Annotated in this window: 13 protein-coding genes; 5 read left to right on the top strand and 8 right to left on the bottom strand. The window is 62.9% G+C overall.

Features of this window, described 5'->3' with window-relative positions:
- Positions 1-53 precede the first annotated feature (53 nt).
- Positions 54-1,865: an AMP-dependent synthetase/ligase gene (locus tag ABIE35_RS18055; RefSeq protein WP_354517071.1), complete on the bottom strand. Its 1,812-nt coding sequence runs from the start codon at positions 1,863-1,865 to the stop codon at positions 54-56.
- Between the two features lie 185 nt (positions 1,866-2,050).
- Between ABIE35_RS18055 and ABIE35_RS18050 the strand changes: the two genes are divergently transcribed.
- Positions 2,051-3,109 (top strand): ROK family protein, encoded by a 1,059-nt coding sequence (locus ABIE35_RS18050; RefSeq protein ID WP_354517070.1) that lies wholly within the window; start codon positions 2,051-2,053, stop codon positions 3,107-3,109.
- Between the two features lie 32 nt (positions 3,110-3,141).
- Here ABIE35_RS18050 and ABIE35_RS18045 read toward each other — a convergent pair whose 3' ends face one another.
- From ABIE35_RS18045 to ABIE35_RS18035, 3 genes are read right to left on the bottom strand one after another with little or no spacing between them, the layout of a single operon-like run.
- Complete coding sequence (locus tag ABIE35_RS18045) at positions 3,142-3,690, bottom strand: hypothetical protein (protein WP_354517068.1); 549 nt, start codon at positions 3,688-3,690, stop codon at positions 3,142-3,144.
- Complete coding sequence (locus tag ABIE35_RS18040; RefSeq protein ID WP_354517066.1) at positions 3,677-4,480, bottom strand: alpha/beta hydrolase; 804 nt, start codon at positions 4,478-4,480, stop codon at positions 3,677-3,679. The genes ABIE35_RS18045 and ABIE35_RS18040 overlap by 14 nt, the downstream gene beginning before the upstream one ends.
- Entirely contained in the window at positions 4,477-5,265 is a 789-nt protein-coding gene (locus ABIE35_RS18035) for an alpha/beta hydrolase (protein WP_354517064.1), read from the bottom strand. Before ABIE35_RS18035 ends, ABIE35_RS18040 begins: the two co-directional genes overlap by 4 nt.
- Positions 5,266-5,374: 109 nt before the next feature.
- On the opposite strand from ABIE35_RS18035, the gene ABIE35_RS18030 reads away from it, so the two are divergent.
- Positions 5,375-6,166, top strand: coding sequence for a lysophospholipid acyltransferase family protein (locus ABIE35_RS18030; RefSeq protein WP_354517062.1), 792 nt, complete (start codon positions 5,375-5,377; stop codon positions 6,164-6,166).
- Between the two features lie 66 nt (positions 6,167-6,232).
- On the top strand, positions 6,233-7,636 hold the full coding sequence (locus ABIE35_RS18025; RefSeq protein ID WP_089594486.1) for a class II 3-deoxy-7-phosphoheptulonate synthase: 1,404 nt from the start codon (positions 6,233-6,235) through the stop codon (positions 7,634-7,636).
- A gap of 76 nt (positions 7,637-7,712) precedes the next feature.
- On the opposite strand, the gene pknB is transcribed toward ABIE35_RS18025, so the two are convergent.
- Both pknB and ABIE35_RS18015 read right to left on the bottom strand, forming a co-directional pair.
- Positions 7,713-9,776 carry a Stk1 family PASTA domain-containing Ser/Thr kinase gene (gene pknB, locus ABIE35_RS18020; protein ID WP_354517061.1) on the bottom strand — a complete coding sequence of 688 codons (2,064 nt, stop codon included), beginning with the start codon at positions 9,774-9,776 and terminating at the stop codon, positions 7,713-7,715.
- Positions 9,777-9,862: 86 nt separating this feature from the next.
- The gene (locus ABIE35_RS18015; RefSeq protein ID WP_354517060.1) at positions 9,863-11,203 is read right to left on the bottom strand and encodes a LysM peptidoglycan-binding domain-containing protein; all 1,341 of its coding nucleotides are present in this window, start codon (positions 11,201-11,203) and stop codon (positions 9,863-9,865) included.
- Positions 11,204-11,457: 254 nt separating this feature from the next.
- On the opposite strand from ABIE35_RS18015, the gene ABIE35_RS18010 reads away from it, so the two are divergent.
- On the top strand, positions 11,458-11,811 hold the full coding sequence (locus tag ABIE35_RS18010) for an Rv2175c family DNA-binding protein (protein WP_354517058.1): 354 nt from the start codon (positions 11,458-11,460) through the stop codon (positions 11,809-11,811).
- A gap of 131 nt (positions 11,812-11,942) precedes the next feature.
- On the opposite strand, the gene ABIE35_RS18005 is transcribed toward ABIE35_RS18010, so the two are convergent.
- Positions 11,943-13,037 carry a polyprenyl synthetase family protein gene (locus ABIE35_RS18005; RefSeq protein WP_354517056.1) on the bottom strand — a complete coding sequence of 365 codons (1,095 nt, stop codon included), beginning with the start codon at positions 13,035-13,037 and terminating at the stop codon, positions 11,943-11,945.
- Positions 13,034-13,612, bottom strand: a complete 579-nt coding sequence (locus ABIE35_RS18000) for a hypothetical protein (protein WP_354517054.1) — start codon at positions 13,610-13,612, stop codon at positions 13,034-13,036. Before ABIE35_RS18000 ends, ABIE35_RS18005 begins: the two co-directional genes overlap by 4 nt.
- Before the next feature lie 72 nt (positions 13,613-13,684).
- Between ABIE35_RS18000 and dinB the strand changes: the two genes are divergently transcribed.
- Entirely contained in the window at positions 13,685-14,947 is a 1,263-nt protein-coding gene (gene dinB, locus ABIE35_RS17995) for a DNA polymerase IV (RefSeq protein ID WP_354517052.1), read from the top strand.
- Positions 14,948-14,971: the final 24 nt, after the last annotated feature.

The following is a 14,971-nucleotide window of genomic DNA, read 5'->3' as shown; positions in this document are numbered from 1 at the left end:
TAAAAGTACCCCGTCCGGAAACGTCCGGACGGGGTACTTTTTGTCGTGGATTTCTAGGAAGCGCGTGGAGCCGAGTACATTTCCTCGATCACGGCGTTGAAGTCCTTCATGACCTGTGCCCGCTTGACCTTGAGCGACGGCGTGAGGTGCCCTGAGGCCTCCGTGAAGTCGGCCGGGACAATCCGGAAAGACTTGATGGCCTCAGCCTGCGACACTGACTGGTTGGCCTTGCTGATGAGTTCCTGAACCGCAGCTTTCACTACCGCATGGTCCGCGGCCTCGCCCAGTGACGTGCTGGATGGCAACCCGTGGCGTTCCAACCAGCCGGGGAGGGCTTCCTCATCGAGGGTGACCAGAGCGCCGATGAATGGGCGGTTGTCTCCCACGACCAAAACCTGGGAGACCAGTGCATCAGCGCGGATCTGGTCCTCGAGCAACGCGGGAACCACGTTCTTGCCGCCGGCCGTCACGATGATTTCCTTCTTGCGGCCAGTGATCTTGAGGAAGCCATTACTGTCCAACTCACCAATATCGCCGGTGCGGAACCAACCATCGGCGAAGGTCTCTTCCGTAAGGTCCTCGCGCTTGTAGTAGCCGCGCATGACGCAGACTCCCTTGGCGAGGATTTCGCCGTCGTCGGCAATCTTGACGGAGTTTCCGGGCAAGGGGGCGCCAACGGTGCCAATCCTGATCATGGAAGGCGTATTGACGGAGATGGGCGCGGTTGTTTCGGTGAGTCCGTAACCTTCCAGGATCTGCAGGCCGATGCCCTGGAAGAAGTGGCCAAGGCGTTCACCCAGAGGGCCGCCGCCGGACACTGCGTGGGCCACCTGTCCACCCATGGCCGCGCGGAGCTTGCCGTAAACCAGTTTGTCGAACACTGCGTGCTTGATCTTCAGGCCGAGGCCCAGGGAACCTGACTCGCGGGCCTTGGAGTAGGCGATCGCGGTGTCCACGGCGCGGTGGAAGATGGCGCCCTTGCCGCCGTCTTCGGCCCTGGTCAGGGCCGAGTTGTACACCTTCTCGAAGACGCGGGGGACGGCAAGGATGAACGTCGGTTGGAAGCTTTGGAGGTCGGCCAACAGGTTCTTGATGTCCGGGGTGTGGGCTACCTGGACGCCGCCGGCCACGGCAAGCACGGAGATGAACCGTGCAAAGACGTGGGCCAGAGGCAGGAACATGATGGTCTTTCCCCGCTCATTGATGATCTCCGGAAGGGACGCGCGGGCATTCTCGGAGAGCTCCACGAAGTTGCCGTGGGTCAATTCGCAGCCCTTGGGCCTGCCGGTGGTGCCGGAGGTGTAGATGATGGTGGCGAGATCGGCCAGGCCTGCGGAGGAGCGGCGGGACTCAAGTTCGTCGTCGGGCACGCCTGCGCCGGCTGCCCGCAGGGCATCCAGCCCCGCACCCTCAAGCTGCCAGACGTGGGCAACCGAGCTGATGTCCTCGGCTGCTACTGCCTGACGTATGACGTCCTCGTGGTGTGCCGCTTCGCCGAAGGCTGCCACCGCACCAGAGTCACCCAGGTTCCAGGCCACCTGGGAGGGAGACGACGTTTCATAGATCGGGACCGACACTGCACCGGCGAACCAGATGGCGAAGTCCACCAGGGACCATTCGTACCGGGTTCGGGACATGATGCCTACCCGGTCGCCGGCGGCCACGCCGCTGGCAATCAGGCCCTTTGCCAGGGCCCTGACATCAGCGAGGAAGTCCTTGGCCCGGATGTCCTGCCACTGCCCATTGCTGTCCAGCTTGGAGAACAACGCTGGGTTTGACGCCTTTCCGGCTTCCCGGATCACGAAGTCCGTGATGTTGGTTTCCGGGGCGATATTGACGAGGGGAGGAACACTGATTTCACGCACGGTAGCTCCTTTGATATCCACGGGCCACGAGGGGCTGCTTTCACTCTAGTATGCCCGCTCGCGGAGGTGTGTCCTATTTCACCTACTGGCGAGTAACTTTACGGATGAGCCGTCATTTCAAGCAACTCGGGCCCCTCCGACCCGCCGATGCGGGGGCCCGCAGTCCAGCGGAATATGATGATGGGATGCCCGCACTACGGTCCACATTTCGTGCCAGACCCAAACCACCGGCCTCAGCATGGAAGGACCTGCCGTGGGCTGCCCGCCGCAGTCATTTGGGCCGTCGCGGCCTGGCCATTGGAATAGATATCGGCGGTACCAAAGTTGCAGCCGGCGTGGTGGATGCGGAAGGGCGGGTCCTCGCCGAGGCCCGCAGGTCCACGCCCGGTGCCGATCCCCGGGCAGTGGAACAGACCATCGTGGAGCTGGTGGACGAACTCAGCGCCGAGCACCGCGTGGCCTCCGTCGGAATCGGAGCAGCGGGATGGATGGATCTCGACGGCGGGACGGTGCTTTTCAGCCCGCATCTTGCCTGGCGCAATGAGCCGCTCCGGGCCAGCCTGCAGAAGCTGCTGCGGCGTCCGGTCCTCCTGACGAACGACGCCGATGCCGCAGCCTGGGCTGAATGGCGCTTCGGCGCCGGCCAGGGTGAGAGCCGGCTGGTGTGCGTGACGCTGGGGACGGGCATTGGTGGCGCCATGGTCATGGATGGCCGGGTGGAACGAGGACGTTACGGCGTGGCCGGCGAATTCGGGCACCAGATCATCTTTCCCGGCGGACACCGGTGCGAATGCGGGAACCGCGGGTGCTGGGAGCAGTACGCCTCCGGCAACGCCTTGGGGCGCGAGGCCCGTCAACTTGTCCGGACCAACTCACCGGAAGGCCGGGCTCTCTTGGAAAAGGCCGGCGGAACTGCAGACAACCTCACAGGGGCAGCCGTCACGGCGTTGGCGCTGGAGGGTGATGCGACCTCCCGCGAACTCCTCGCAGATCAAGGCGAATGGCTGGGGTTGGGATTGGCCAACCTGGCCGCTGCCCTTGACCCCGGGATGTTCGTCATCGGTGGGGGACTCTGCGATGCCGGGGAATTGCTGGCCGGACCGGCCCGGGCGTCGTTCGCGAAGAACCTCACCGGCAGGGGATTCCGGCCCATGGCGGGAATTGAGCTCGCGGCCCTCGGTCCCCGTGCCGGCATGATCGGCGCCGCGGACCTTTCACGTGTCAGCGGTCGCGCCCACAGCTAAGCTGTTCGCCGCAGAAGGGGCGTCGGCAGCACCTAGATGCGGGCGCCGTCGTCGTCCTCATTCTTTTCCTGCGGAAGACGCATGATAAGGAACACCACCGACGCCACGAAAGCGGCCACAATTCCCAGGATCGCAACAAGGGGAGCAGACCGCCAGAACATTGCGGTGAAGAGCAGCGCGATCGGTCCTCCCACTGCACCAACCCACGCCAGCATGGTCAACGGTTCCGTGCCGGCAAGACTCGGAGGCTCCTCGGGAACGAAGGCGTCATCGTCGTCGTCCTCGACCTCGAAGTCACGTGGCCCCAGGGGGCGGCCGGCGCCTTCAGAGGGCTCGGCGGCCGCGGCCGATTCAGCAGGCGGCGTGGACAATCCCAAGGGGTCGAAATCCCTGAAGGCCTTGCTGGATTCACGCTGGGTCTGCCCGGCTTCGCCGGGAGCCTGGTTCAGGGGACCGGCCGACGGCGGGTTCCCGGCTTCCGAGGTTCCCGGCCCCTCCAACCGGGCCACCAAGTCCAGCCACACGGCGTCGTCGTCTTTGTTGGCGCTCTGATCGGCAGAGTTGGCATCAGGCCTGTTCATGGGCTGTGTCCTTTTCGGGGGAGGGCCCGTGTCCGGCCAAGGTTGCTACGGTTTTTTGAATGAACTCCACGGTACCCGCAAAGATCTCCGGGGCATCGTTGTCGAGGGTAGCCACGTGGTAGCTGTTGCCAAGGTACTTGACCTCCACCGGTGCGTTGACCCGGGCGCGCAGGAAATTCAGGCTCGCCTCTGAGATCACGTTGTCCACAGTGGATTTGTAGACCTGGACAGGGGAGTGGATGCGGGGCAGGATCGCTGCCGTGTCCTTGTACATTTTCTTCAATTGGTGCGCTGCGGCAACAGGTGTGCGGGCGTAGGCGCCTTCATTCTGGTCCGGTTTGAGGATGTCGTTGGCAATGGCCGGCGTTGTCTTGACCACGTATTTGAGCGCAGCCACAACGGCAGCCCGTGGATCATCGAGGACCAGGCCTGGGTTGACCACCACGGTTCCTGCCACGGGGCGCGTCGCCGCGATGCGCAGCGCCAGGGTGCCGCCCATGGACAGGCCGGTGCTGAAGACGTAATCGCACTCGGCGGCCAGTTCAAGGTAGGCGTCATCCACTGCGCGGTGCCACTCCTGCCAGGAACGCTTGGCCATGTCCTGCCACGTGGTGCCGTGACCGGGCAGCAAGGGCAGCCTGACAGCATAACCGGCGGCGGCCAGGTGCTCGGCCCACGGCCTGACACTGTGTGGGCTGCCGGTAAAACCGTGGGACATAACGACGCCCACGCGGGGGCCTATGCCGTTCCAACTGCTGAGGAACGGCGAGAAATCCGGAAGCATGTTCATGATGACTCTGAGGCTACTCTGTCCCCGGCGTGCTGACGGAAAAATCTGGCTGATTGTTCGAAAATGGTGGGCGCATCTACATCCAGTGTGGCCACATGGCCGCTGTGCGGAAGCGTCACCACTTTCAACCGGGAGGACGCAATGTGGCGCTCAATGGCCGCTACGGAACTGGGCGGGACAACCTCGTCCACTGACGACTTGAAGACCAAGGCCGGAGCCTGCACTTTGGGCAGTCCGAGCGTGGCCGCCCGAAAGAGCTTCTTCAGTTCGTGGACTGACTTCAAGGGCGTCTTGGAGTAGTCGCCATCCTGGGTGGAGACCGGAGCCGGTTTGTCTTCGACGATGGGTGTGGTGGTTGGCATGACGTATTTGAGGGCAGCTACGTACCTTACGCGACGGTCATAGAAGCTCAAGCCCGGATTGACCAGGACCATCCCGGCAACATCATGCAGTGAAGCAACACGCAGTGCCACGGCGCCGCCCATTGACAATCCCGCCACGAAGCATTTTTTGGTCTGCCCCGCCAAGTCCAGGTAACTCTGTTCAAAAGTCCGGTACCAGTCCTGCCACCGCGTTGTTGCGAGGTCCTGCCAACTGGTTCCGTGACCGGGCAGCAGTGGTACTGAAACGGCGAATCCTTGAGCGGCCAGATACTCGGCCCACGGGAGGACACTAAGTGGACTGCCGGTGAATCCGTGGCAGATGGCCACTCCGGTGCTGGCATTGGGTCCGTGCCCGGCATGGTGGAAGGCAAGCGGCGCTGCAGGTGTGAGGCGTTCCGTCATGTGTCCCATCGTGTCACTGTTCCGGACATTTCTCACTGGAGTAGGGTTGCAGTTGAGTGCCGGCCGGGTTGCCGGAAGCATGCCATCCGTCGGCCGTGAGAGGACAACCGTGTTCTATTGGGTCATGAAAAGGATCTTCCTGGGTCCCATCCTCAAACTCCTGTTCAGGCCATGGGTCAAGGGCTTGGACAACGTCCCTGAAAGCGGCGCCGCAATCCTGGCGTCCAACCACCTGTCTTTTTCGGACTCCATCTTCCTGCCTCTGATGGTGCACCGGCCAGTGATCTTCCTGGCCAAGTCCGAGTACTTCACGGGCAAAGGTTTCAAGGGGCGGCTCACGGCACTGTTCTTCAGGCTGAGCAACCAACTCCCCATGGACCGTTCCGGAGGGGCAGCGTCCGAGATGTCGTTGCAGGCAGGCAAGGATGTCCTCGCCTCCGGGGGCTTGTTGGGAATCTACCCGGAAGGCACCCGCAGCCCTGACGCCCGGCTCTACCGCGGCAAGGTGGGTGTAGCGCGGCTCGCTTTGCAAACGCGGGTCCCTGTGGTGCCGGTCGCCATGATCGGGACGGAGAAAGTCCAGCCCATTGGTAAGCGGCTCCCCAGCATCCGCCGGGTTGGCATCATCTTTGGACAGCCCCTGGACTTCAGCCGCTACTACGGCATGGAGGACGACCGCCTGATCCAGAGGGCGGTGACGGACGAAATCATGTACGCCTTGATGCGTCTCTCCGGCCAGGAGTACGTCGACGAGTACGCCGCCGTGGTCAAGGCACAGTTGGCCGGAAAGGGCCCTGAGCCCGTCCACCGGCTTGAGGTGACGGAGGAGTCCACCGAAGACATATCGGAAGACAGGGATGAACCTGGGACCGGCGGGGACGGGTCGTCACAGAAACTGTGACGCGGGCGGCGTCATCGGTTACGCCCACTGTCCCGCATCCTTGCCGGAGACTACTACTCTTGAAGGGTGACTGAGCTAACCGCGAACACCGCATCCTCCACAGCAGATCCCCTCGCCAGCACCGCCCAAAGCGGGGCAGCGAACTATCCCGGGCTCGACGCCTGGCGGGACCTGCCGATTTCACAGCAGCCCACTTGGTCGGACGCCGGCGTTTTCGAGGCTTCCGTCAAGGAACTTTCCGTGGTGCCGCCGCTGGTTTTCGCAGGGGAAGTGGACGTTCTTCGGGAGCGACTGGCCGCTGCGGCACAGGGCAAGGCTTTCCTCCTGCAGGGCGGCGATTGCGCTGAGACCTTTGAGGCCGCCACCGCGGATAAGATCAGCGCCCGCGTAAAGACCATCCTGCAGATGGCAGTGGTGCTCACGTACGGTGCTGCCATGCCCGTCATCAAGATGGGCCGCATGGCGGGCCAGTTTGCCAAGCCGCGCTCGTCCAACGACGAGACCCGCGACGGCGTGACACTTCCCGCCTACCGCGGCGACATCGTCAACGGCTACGACTTCACCCCGGAGTCCCGCGCCCACGACGCCGGCCGCATGCTGAAGGCCTACCACACCTCTGCTTCCACCCTGAACCTCATTCGTGCGTTCACCCAGGGTGGCTTCGCGGACCTGCGACTCGTTCACCAGTGGAACAAGGGCTTCACGGAAAACCCGGCGCACGCCCGTTACGAGTCGCTGGCACGCGATATCGACCGTGCCATCAGCTTCATGGACTCTTGTGGCGCCGACTTCGAGGCACTGAAGCGGGTTGAGTTCTTTGCCAGCCACGAAGCGTTGCTGCTCGACTATGAGCGTGCCCTCACCCGCATCGATTCACGCACCGGCCTGCCCTACGACACTTCCTCTCACTTCCTGTGGATCGGCGAGCGGACCCGTGAACTGGACCATGCGCATGTCGACTTCCTCTCCCGTGTGCGGAACCCGATCGGCGTCAAGCTTGGGCCCACCACCAGCGGTGACGATGCTTTGCGCCTGATCGACAAGCTGGACCCCAACCGGGAACCGGGCCGCCTGACGTTCATCACGCGCATGGGCGCGACGAACATCCGCGAAAAGCTGCCTGCCGTCGTCGAGCGCGTCACGGCCTCAGGTGCGCAGGTGTTGTGGGTCACCGATCCCATGCACGGCAACACTGTCACGTCACCGAACGGCTACAAGACCCGCAACTTCGACGACGTCATTGATGAGGTCCGTGGCTTCTTCGAGGTCCACCACTCGTTGGGTACCGTCCCCGGCGGCCTTCACGTGGAAATGACCGGTGACGACGTCGCTGAGTGCCTGGGCGGTGCTGATCCCATCGATCAGGACGCTTTCCTGGACCGTTATGAGTCAGTATGCGATCCCCGCCTCAACCACATGCAGTCCCTCGAGATGGCCTTCCTGGTTGCAGGAGCCCTTTCCAAGCAGTAGGAAAACCAGAAAAAGGCGCGGTCCGGATGTCTCCGGACCGCGCCTTTTGATGTGTTCAGGTGACTGGATTCGGCTCCTAGACCACAGTCAGCGTCACAACGGAATCTTCCGGCACTTCAGTATTGACGGGACTTTGGTCACGGACGGTACCGAAGAATCCGCCGAGTATCTTATTGATCTCCACTTTGAAGCCCAGCTTCTTCAACTCCTTCTCAGCCTCATCGGCCTGTTTGCCAATGAAGCTGGGGACCTTCACCATCTTGGGCCCCTTGGACACGGTCAGCGTCACGGACTCGCCCCTCACGAGGGTGCCGCTGGCCGGGGTCTGGGAGACCACTGCGCCCTTGGGGACCGACTTGTCATTGACGGTTTCCGGAGCAATCACTGCTTTGAGCCCGGCGTCCTGGAGCGCCTTGACTGCGGCATCCTGTGCCTTGCCGCGGACGTCAGGGACGGGAATCGGCTGTGGACCCTTGGAAACCTCCAGGGCCACAGGCGTACCGTGCCGTACTTCAGTGCCCTTGGCCGGGTCCTGGGCAATCACGACGCCGGCAGGCACTTTCTCGTCAAAGGCTTCGGTGACGTTCCCCAGGGCCATTTCCGCGGCATTGAGTGCTGTCTTGGCCTCGTCCAGGGTACCGCCGGTCAATTCGGGCAAGGGGAAGAGCTGGGCCCCCTTGGAGACGAAAAGGGTGATGGGCTGGAACTTCCGTACTTCGGCGCCGGATTCGGGCTCAGTTCCGACCGCGAGGCCGGCCAGGATGTCGTCATCGAAGACGTCACGTGGCTCCGATTGGAAGCCGGCAGTCCGGAGGAGTTGCTGTGCCTCGGCAACCGTCTTGTTTTTGACGTCGGGTACGGTCCCGGGTGACCCCGGGCCCATGCCGAAGAACCACCCGGCTGCAGCCGCGAGCATCGCCAGGATGATGATCACGATGGTCCAGATCGCGCCACGGCGGCGGGGATTGCCTTCCCTGAGGGGGCGGACAGGGGTCGCAGCAGCGCGTGCGCGGTCTTTGGTCTGTTGCCTCTCGAGCCTCTTCAGCTCACGCTTGCCGGGGCGGCGAAGGTCCTGCTCAGCATCCCCGCCTGCCGCAGCCCTGGAGTGCTGAAGAGCCGAACCACCGGCGGCCATGATGGTGGTCGGGTTGCTTTGGTGGCTGATGAACTCGGTGGGTGACGCCGTGGTTGCCAGCGCTTCCGTAGGGCTACCGGCGCCGCCACCGGGCGCGGTGGTTGCGGACGCGGCGGAGTAGGGGTTGGGTCCCGGGCTTAGCCGGTGGTCCAACTGTTGGTCGGTCAGCGTGGTTCGGATGTGGCGGAGCTCGGCCAGGAGGGCAGCCCCGTCCACAGGCCTGTTCTCTGCATCGGTAGCCGTGCACCACTGGACCAGTTCATCAAGGTCTTCGGCCAGTCCGGGGACAACGTCCGAGGGACGGCCCACCACTGCGTTGACGTGCTGGTAGGCCACCTGGATGGGGGAGTCACCGGCATAGGGCTGCTTGCCGGTCAGCATTTCGTACAGCATGATGCCCGCCGAGTAGATGTCGCTGCGGGCATCTGCGGCTTGCCCGAGTACCAGTTCCGGAGCCAGGTAAGCCACGGTGCCGATCAGGGCGCCGGTACTGGTGTTGGCCGAGACCGCCCGGGCCAGGCCAAAATCGCCCACCTTGATCCGGCCGTCGTCGGCGATCAGGACGTTCTCGGGTTTGATGTCCCTGTGGATCAAACCGGAGCCGTGGGCAGCGGCCAATCCTTCTATCACAGGATCAATCAGTGCAAGGGCAAGTCTTGGCGCCAGGGCGCCTTGCTCGGTGAGGACATCCCGGAGCGTGTGGCCCTTGACGTATTCCATCACCAGGTAGGCGATATGTCCGTCTTCGCCTTGGTCCAGTACGCCCACAATATGGGGGTGGGAAAGGCTGGCGGCAGCTTTAGCTTCGCGACTCAGCCGCTGCAGGAAGGTGGGATCGTTTGCCAGGTGTGGGTGCAGGACTTTGAGGGCCACGTCGCGCTCAAGGCGCTGGTCCGTGGCCAGGTAGACGGTGGACATTCCGCCCTTGGCGAGGCGGGAACGGACCAGGTATCGGCCGTCCACCATGGTCCCAATGAGGTGGTCCTGCGTTGGTTCTTGCACCATACGATCCTAAACGAGGCAGGGAAGGGGCCCGAATCCACATTGGGCTGGCCAATGGGATCCGGGCCCCTTCCGAGGTGCTGCTGAGCCTAGCCGAACGTGCGCTGGCGGGCCTTGATCGATTCGACGTAACGCTTGGTGTCGTCGTACATGCCGTACTTGCTGACCGAGTACTGGCCTTGGTAATAGCCGGCAATCGCGGTGTCCAGGTCCTTGCTGGTGGCAATCAGTGCGCGGATGATGGCGACACCTGCCGTGGCGTTGTCGTAGGGGTCCAAAAGGTTGAGCTTGCGGCCCACCAGGTCCGAGGCCCACTGGCCGGACGATGGAATGACCTGCATGGTGCCGATGGCGTTGGCAGGTGATACAGCCCGCTGGTCAAAGCCGGATTCCTGTTCCGCGAAAGCAAGCGCCAGGGAGGGGCTGACACCCATGCGCCTGGCCGTGTCTGCCACGATGCTCTTCATTTCGGCGCGGCTGGGTACCGGCGAAGCGTTGAGGAGGGCCTTGTTCTCGTTGGCCGAGCTCACCACGGCTGCCGGGTAGGTGAAGCCCAGGAAGGTGCTGGGAACCAGCGGCTTGGTCTCGCCGGCCGGCTGAAGCCCGGGGCCGGGAATGCTGAGCTTCTGGCCCGGGTAGATAACCGTGGTTGCAGATACTTTGTTGGCGGTCATCAGCGCGCTCAGGGAAACCCCATGGCGCGAGGCGATGGAGCTGAGGGTATCGCCGGCCTTGATGGTGTAGGAACCCGTGCTGGCCAAGGGGGCAGGCGCGGGCGCCGGTGCCGGCGCAGGAGCAGCGGGCGTGGAGGGCGCAGAGCCGCCGCTGACCTTGATCTTCTGGCCCGGATAGATGATGGAGCTTCCATTGAGGTTGTTCCAGCTGAAAATGCTGGACAGGGGTACGCCATGCTTGGCGGCAATCGCGCCCAGGGTGTCACCGGAGACCACTGTGTAGATGCTGGCAGTGTTTGGTGCGCTCGGGGCTGCCGGCGCGGAGGGCTGGGCGGGTGTGGTGGTGGCCGTGCCCGTGAGCTTGATGGTCTGGCCCGGGTAGATCAACGTGGTGGCCGAGAGCTTGTTCAGCTGGAGGACCGCATTGGTGTCCAGGTTGAAGCGGCGGGCGATCGCGCTGATGGTGTCGCCACGAACGATCGTGTACGTATCCGGAACCGAAGGGGCCATGGGGCGCAGGGCTGCGGGCAGCGTGGCCGCAACAGCCTGTGCGGGGATGACGGTGCCGGCATTGACGGCTTGCGCCTTCATAGCTGCAGCAAGCGTGGCAGGGACTTTGCGCGGCTGGGGGGCCGGGGAAGCCATGGACGGCTGAGCCAGGGCAAGCGAGGACAAGACCACGGCGGGAAGCGCAGCCGTGGTTGCCGCAATGACCGGCATGCTCATTGTTCGTTTCGGCGAGCGGGGCGTCGTCATGAAGTGTCCTCATCTCAACAGCGGGGTGTTGGGTGGCGCTGTTGTCAGTGTTACCAATGTTACTGATGTTATCAATGGTGCAAGTGTGATCAGTGTGAATCTCTCACACTTATTCAATCGACACAACAATTCCTGTCGTTCTGGATTATGGACACCCAATAATTGCAATGAAATAGCGACGTAAAGGCGGGCGCCGGGTACCGCCGTCGAACCCCGGCTAGGCGCCGGGCAGTGCGGCGTGGCAACCTTGTTCCGTGAGTAATGTAGAAAGCCTTGTTTCCGACTGGCTCCCGCTGCCGGATGTCGCCGAGCTGCTGGAAGTTTCCATCACCAAAGTCCACGGACTTTTGGATGAGCGTGCGCTTGTAGCCGTCAGGCGGGGAGAGCGGAATATCCGCTCAGTCCCGGCCTTGTTTCTTCAGGATGGGCACGTTGTAGACAGCTTGAAGGGAACCATCGCGGTTCTCAGCGATGCCGGTTACAACGACACAGAGTTGATCATCTGGCTCTTCACCCCGGATGAATCACTGCGGGGCCGTCCCATCGACGCATTGCGCGAGGGGCGGAAAACTGAAATCAGGCGTCGCGCCCAGTCTCTCGCCTGGTAAAGCTAACTTCCCGGCTGAAAAGCCTGGAACTGAATTGACACGACGACGACGGCGGGTTCCACCGCCGTCGTCGAGTCATGTCCTTTCGGAGCCGGTCCCCGCCGGCTGAACCGCCCTGATGATGCTGCGCGTTAAGCTGCGCGGCTGACGGCGGCCTCGGCCAACTGCCTCAATGCCGTGAGCGGCACGTCATCGAGGGGCAGGCGTTCCAGCGCTTCAAAGGCCTGGTTGCTCAGCTCGGCAATCCGCGACTCCGTGGCATCCAAAGCGCCACATTGCACCATGATGCGGCGGATACGAGCTACGTCGTCTTCGCCAAGGTCCGGATGACCCAGCATTCGATCAAGGTATTCCGCTTCGCCGGCTGTTGCCTGGTTCAAGGCAAATCCAACAAGTACAGTGCGCTTGCCTTCCAATAAATCATCGCCTGCGGGTTTGCCGGTGGTTTCGGGATCGCCAAAAACTCCAAGGACGTCGTCCCGCATTTGGAATGCCTCGCCGAGGGGCAAGGAAAACTCTGAGTAGTTCTTCAGCAGCCCCGCGGGGGCGCCGGCAAGCGCTCCGCCCAATGCCAGTGGATGTTCCGTGGAGTACTTTGCCGATTTGTACCGGATGATCGATTGTGCCCGATCCACCGAGCCTGCCCGGTCACGGACAGGGCCGGCCACCTCCTCAAGAATGTCGAGGTACTGGCCCGCCATGACCTCGGCCCTCATGACGTTGAATATGCGGCGCGCGGAGGTTCCCGCCGCGGCCCGGACACCGACCTCAGTGAAGGACTCCTCGCTGAAGGACAAACAGAGGTCTCCCGTCAGAATGGCAGCGGCATCCCCAAAGCGCCCGCCGTCCAGAGCCCAGCCATTCATCCCATGGAGTTGACTGAAGCGTTTGTGCACGCTGGGTCCACCGCGGCGGGTATCGGATCGATCAATGATGTCGTCATGGATCAGCGCCGCTGCCTGGAACAGTTCCAGCGCGCACCCGGCAGTAACGATGTCAGGGTCTCCGGAGTGACCGCCTGCGCCCCTCCAGCCCCAGTAGCACATCAGTGCACGGAGGCGCTTGCCACCAGTGACGAGGTTGGAAATCGAGCCGATCAGCGGTTCGACGTCCGGGGACACCGTAGCCATGAGGTCCTGTTGCTGCGACAGGAAGCCTTTCAGTTTGCCCGCAACCCCGCTGATGAATTCCGCCTGTTCGGACGTCACTTGGGAGAATGCCGTCACTTGATGGACCCGGACGCCACGTTGGCGCCAATGGTGAAGGTGGACACGCCTTCCTTTTGCCGTATGGATACGTTCACGGTCTCGCCATCGCCCCTGATGAAGTCCAGCGAGGTGACGTTGCCCACGGCTTCAGGGCCTGGGACAAGCTTGAAGCCTTGGGCCTCCAAGGATGTCTTGTAGTAGTCCACCACGCCCTCAGGCGGGGCCTTGACGGTACCGACCAAGGCAACGGTTGCCAGGGAGGTGCTCTTGTCAAAGCTGCTGGAACGGACAGACGTCTTGGGCATAACGGGGATCAACTGCTCAGGGAAGCCGGGAACAAGGGCGTTCACCGTTGCCGTTGCGCCGGGCGCCGGGGTGGCCGACTCCGTGGCCGTCGCAGTCTCAGGTGCCGACGCGGAACCGGACCCTGAACCGGAAGCGGCTGGTGCGGATGGTGTCGACTGCGATGAAGCATCTGTGGGGGAGGGGCCGGCTGAGCCTCCTGGCGACGGCGTACATGCCGAGGCCGCTACGGCGACACTCGCTGCGAGCAGGGCAAACCCTCGCGATCGAGGAGTTCCAAAGAGCTTCACAGGGTATCCTTCCGTGGGCTGAGCCTGACTGTGCCTCCAGTTTAGTCAGTGGCCGGGCATAGTATTGCCGATGTGAGGCAGGAAGCATTCGGAAACGGCCCGGGAGCCGGTAAGGAACCCTCCCGCAGTGCTGGAGATGCCCTGCGGGAACTGAGGCGAACCAGCATTCTTCATGTGGATATGGATGCGTTCTTCGTCTCCGTTGAACTCCGCAGCCGTCCCGATCTTCGGGGAAAACCCGTCATTGTCGGATTTCCCGCTGAACGGTCAGTGGTGCTCTCTGCTTCCTACGAGGCCCGGGCAACCGGAGTGAAGTCCGCGATGCCGATGTCCATCGCGATGAGACGCTGTCCCTCCGCGGTGATCATCAATCCGCGGCACACGGTGTATTACGAAGTATCCGGCCAGATCATGGAGATTTTCGCCTCCATTACGGATCTGGTGGAACCCCTCAGTGTCGACGAAGCGTTCTTGGATGTTGGCGGTGCGATTCGCCGGCTCGGTCCGCCCTTGGATATCGGCCACCTGATCCGGCGACGGGTCCAGTCGGAACTGGGCATAACGGCCTCCGTGGGAATTGCAAGCACCAAGTTCGTGGCCAAGATCGCGTCCACGAGGTGCAAGCCCGACGGAATACTCCAGATCGACGCGGAGGACACCCTGGGGTACCTCCACAGCCTCCCAGTCAACGCATTGTGGGGGGTGGGTGGAAAGACTGGAGAAGTGCTTGCCCGGCTTGGCATCCGGACCGTGGCAGATGTGGCAGCTACTCCCTTGGCCTCTTTAAAGAAGGTCCTGGGCGCCAGCGGAGAACACGTCCACCGCCTGTCCATGGGGGTCGATCCGCGACCGGTGACCCCCACAAGGCTTGAGAAGAGCATCGGAGCCGAGGAGACGTTCTCCAACGACACCGGCGACGATAACCTGCTGCACAGGGAACTGCTCCGCCTCTCGCACCGGACGGCGGGCAGATTGCGGAGTTCAGGCATGCTGGCCAGGACTGTCGCCTTGAAGCTGAGGTACTCGGACTTTTCAACCGTCACGCGGAGCCGGACCGTCCACGCCCCGGTGGACAGTGCGCAGATGATCTACCAAGTGGCTGTGCAACTGCTGGAGTCCCTGGGCCCTCGGTCCATGAGCGTCCGACTCGTAGGGGTTCGGGCCGAGCAGCTTGAGCCTGCGGGACAGACGTCCCTTCAGCTGAGCCTGGATCGCCGGGATGATAACTGGAGGGCCGCGGAGCAGGCATTGGACCGCGTTTCAGAGCGTTTCGGTTCCAAGACCCTGCTCCCTGCAAGGCTTCTGGAACCGGGAAATCCTCCTTCAGGCACGTGATCGGCTGTGAGCTTGGTCCCGCTG

Source organism: Paenarthrobacter sp. 4246, from assembly GCF_040546855.1.
GTDB lineage: Bacteria > Actinomycetota > Actinomycetes > Actinomycetales > Micrococcaceae > Arthrobacter.
This window is presented reverse-complemented; position numbering and strand designations above follow the sequence as displayed.

Excerpts from the sequence above, each read along its gene's own strand:
- ABIE35_RS18050 (WP_354517070.1), top strand. The coding sequence starts at position 2,051 with ATGCCCGCACTACGGTCCACATTTCGTGCCAGACCCAAACCACCGGCC.
- ABIE35_RS18045 (WP_354517068.1), bottom strand. The coding sequence starts at position 3,690 with ATGAACAGGCCTGATGCCAACTCTGCCGATCAGAGCGCCAACAAAGAC.
- ABIE35_RS18040 (WP_354517066.1), bottom strand. The coding sequence starts at position 4,480 with ATGAACATGCTTCCGGATTTCTCGCCGTTCCTCAGCAGTTGGAACGGC.
- ABIE35_RS18035 (WP_354517064.1), bottom strand. The coding sequence starts at position 5,265 with ATGACGGAACGCCTCACACCTGCAGCGCCGCTTGCCTTCCACCATGCC.
- pknB (WP_354517061.1), bottom strand. The coding sequence starts at position 9,776 with ATGGTGCAAGAACCAACGCAGGACCACCTCATTGGGACCATGGTGGAC.
- ABIE35_RS18015 (WP_354517060.1), bottom strand. The coding sequence starts at position 11,203 with ATGACGACGCCCCGCTCGCCGAAACGAACAATGAGCATGCCGGTCATT.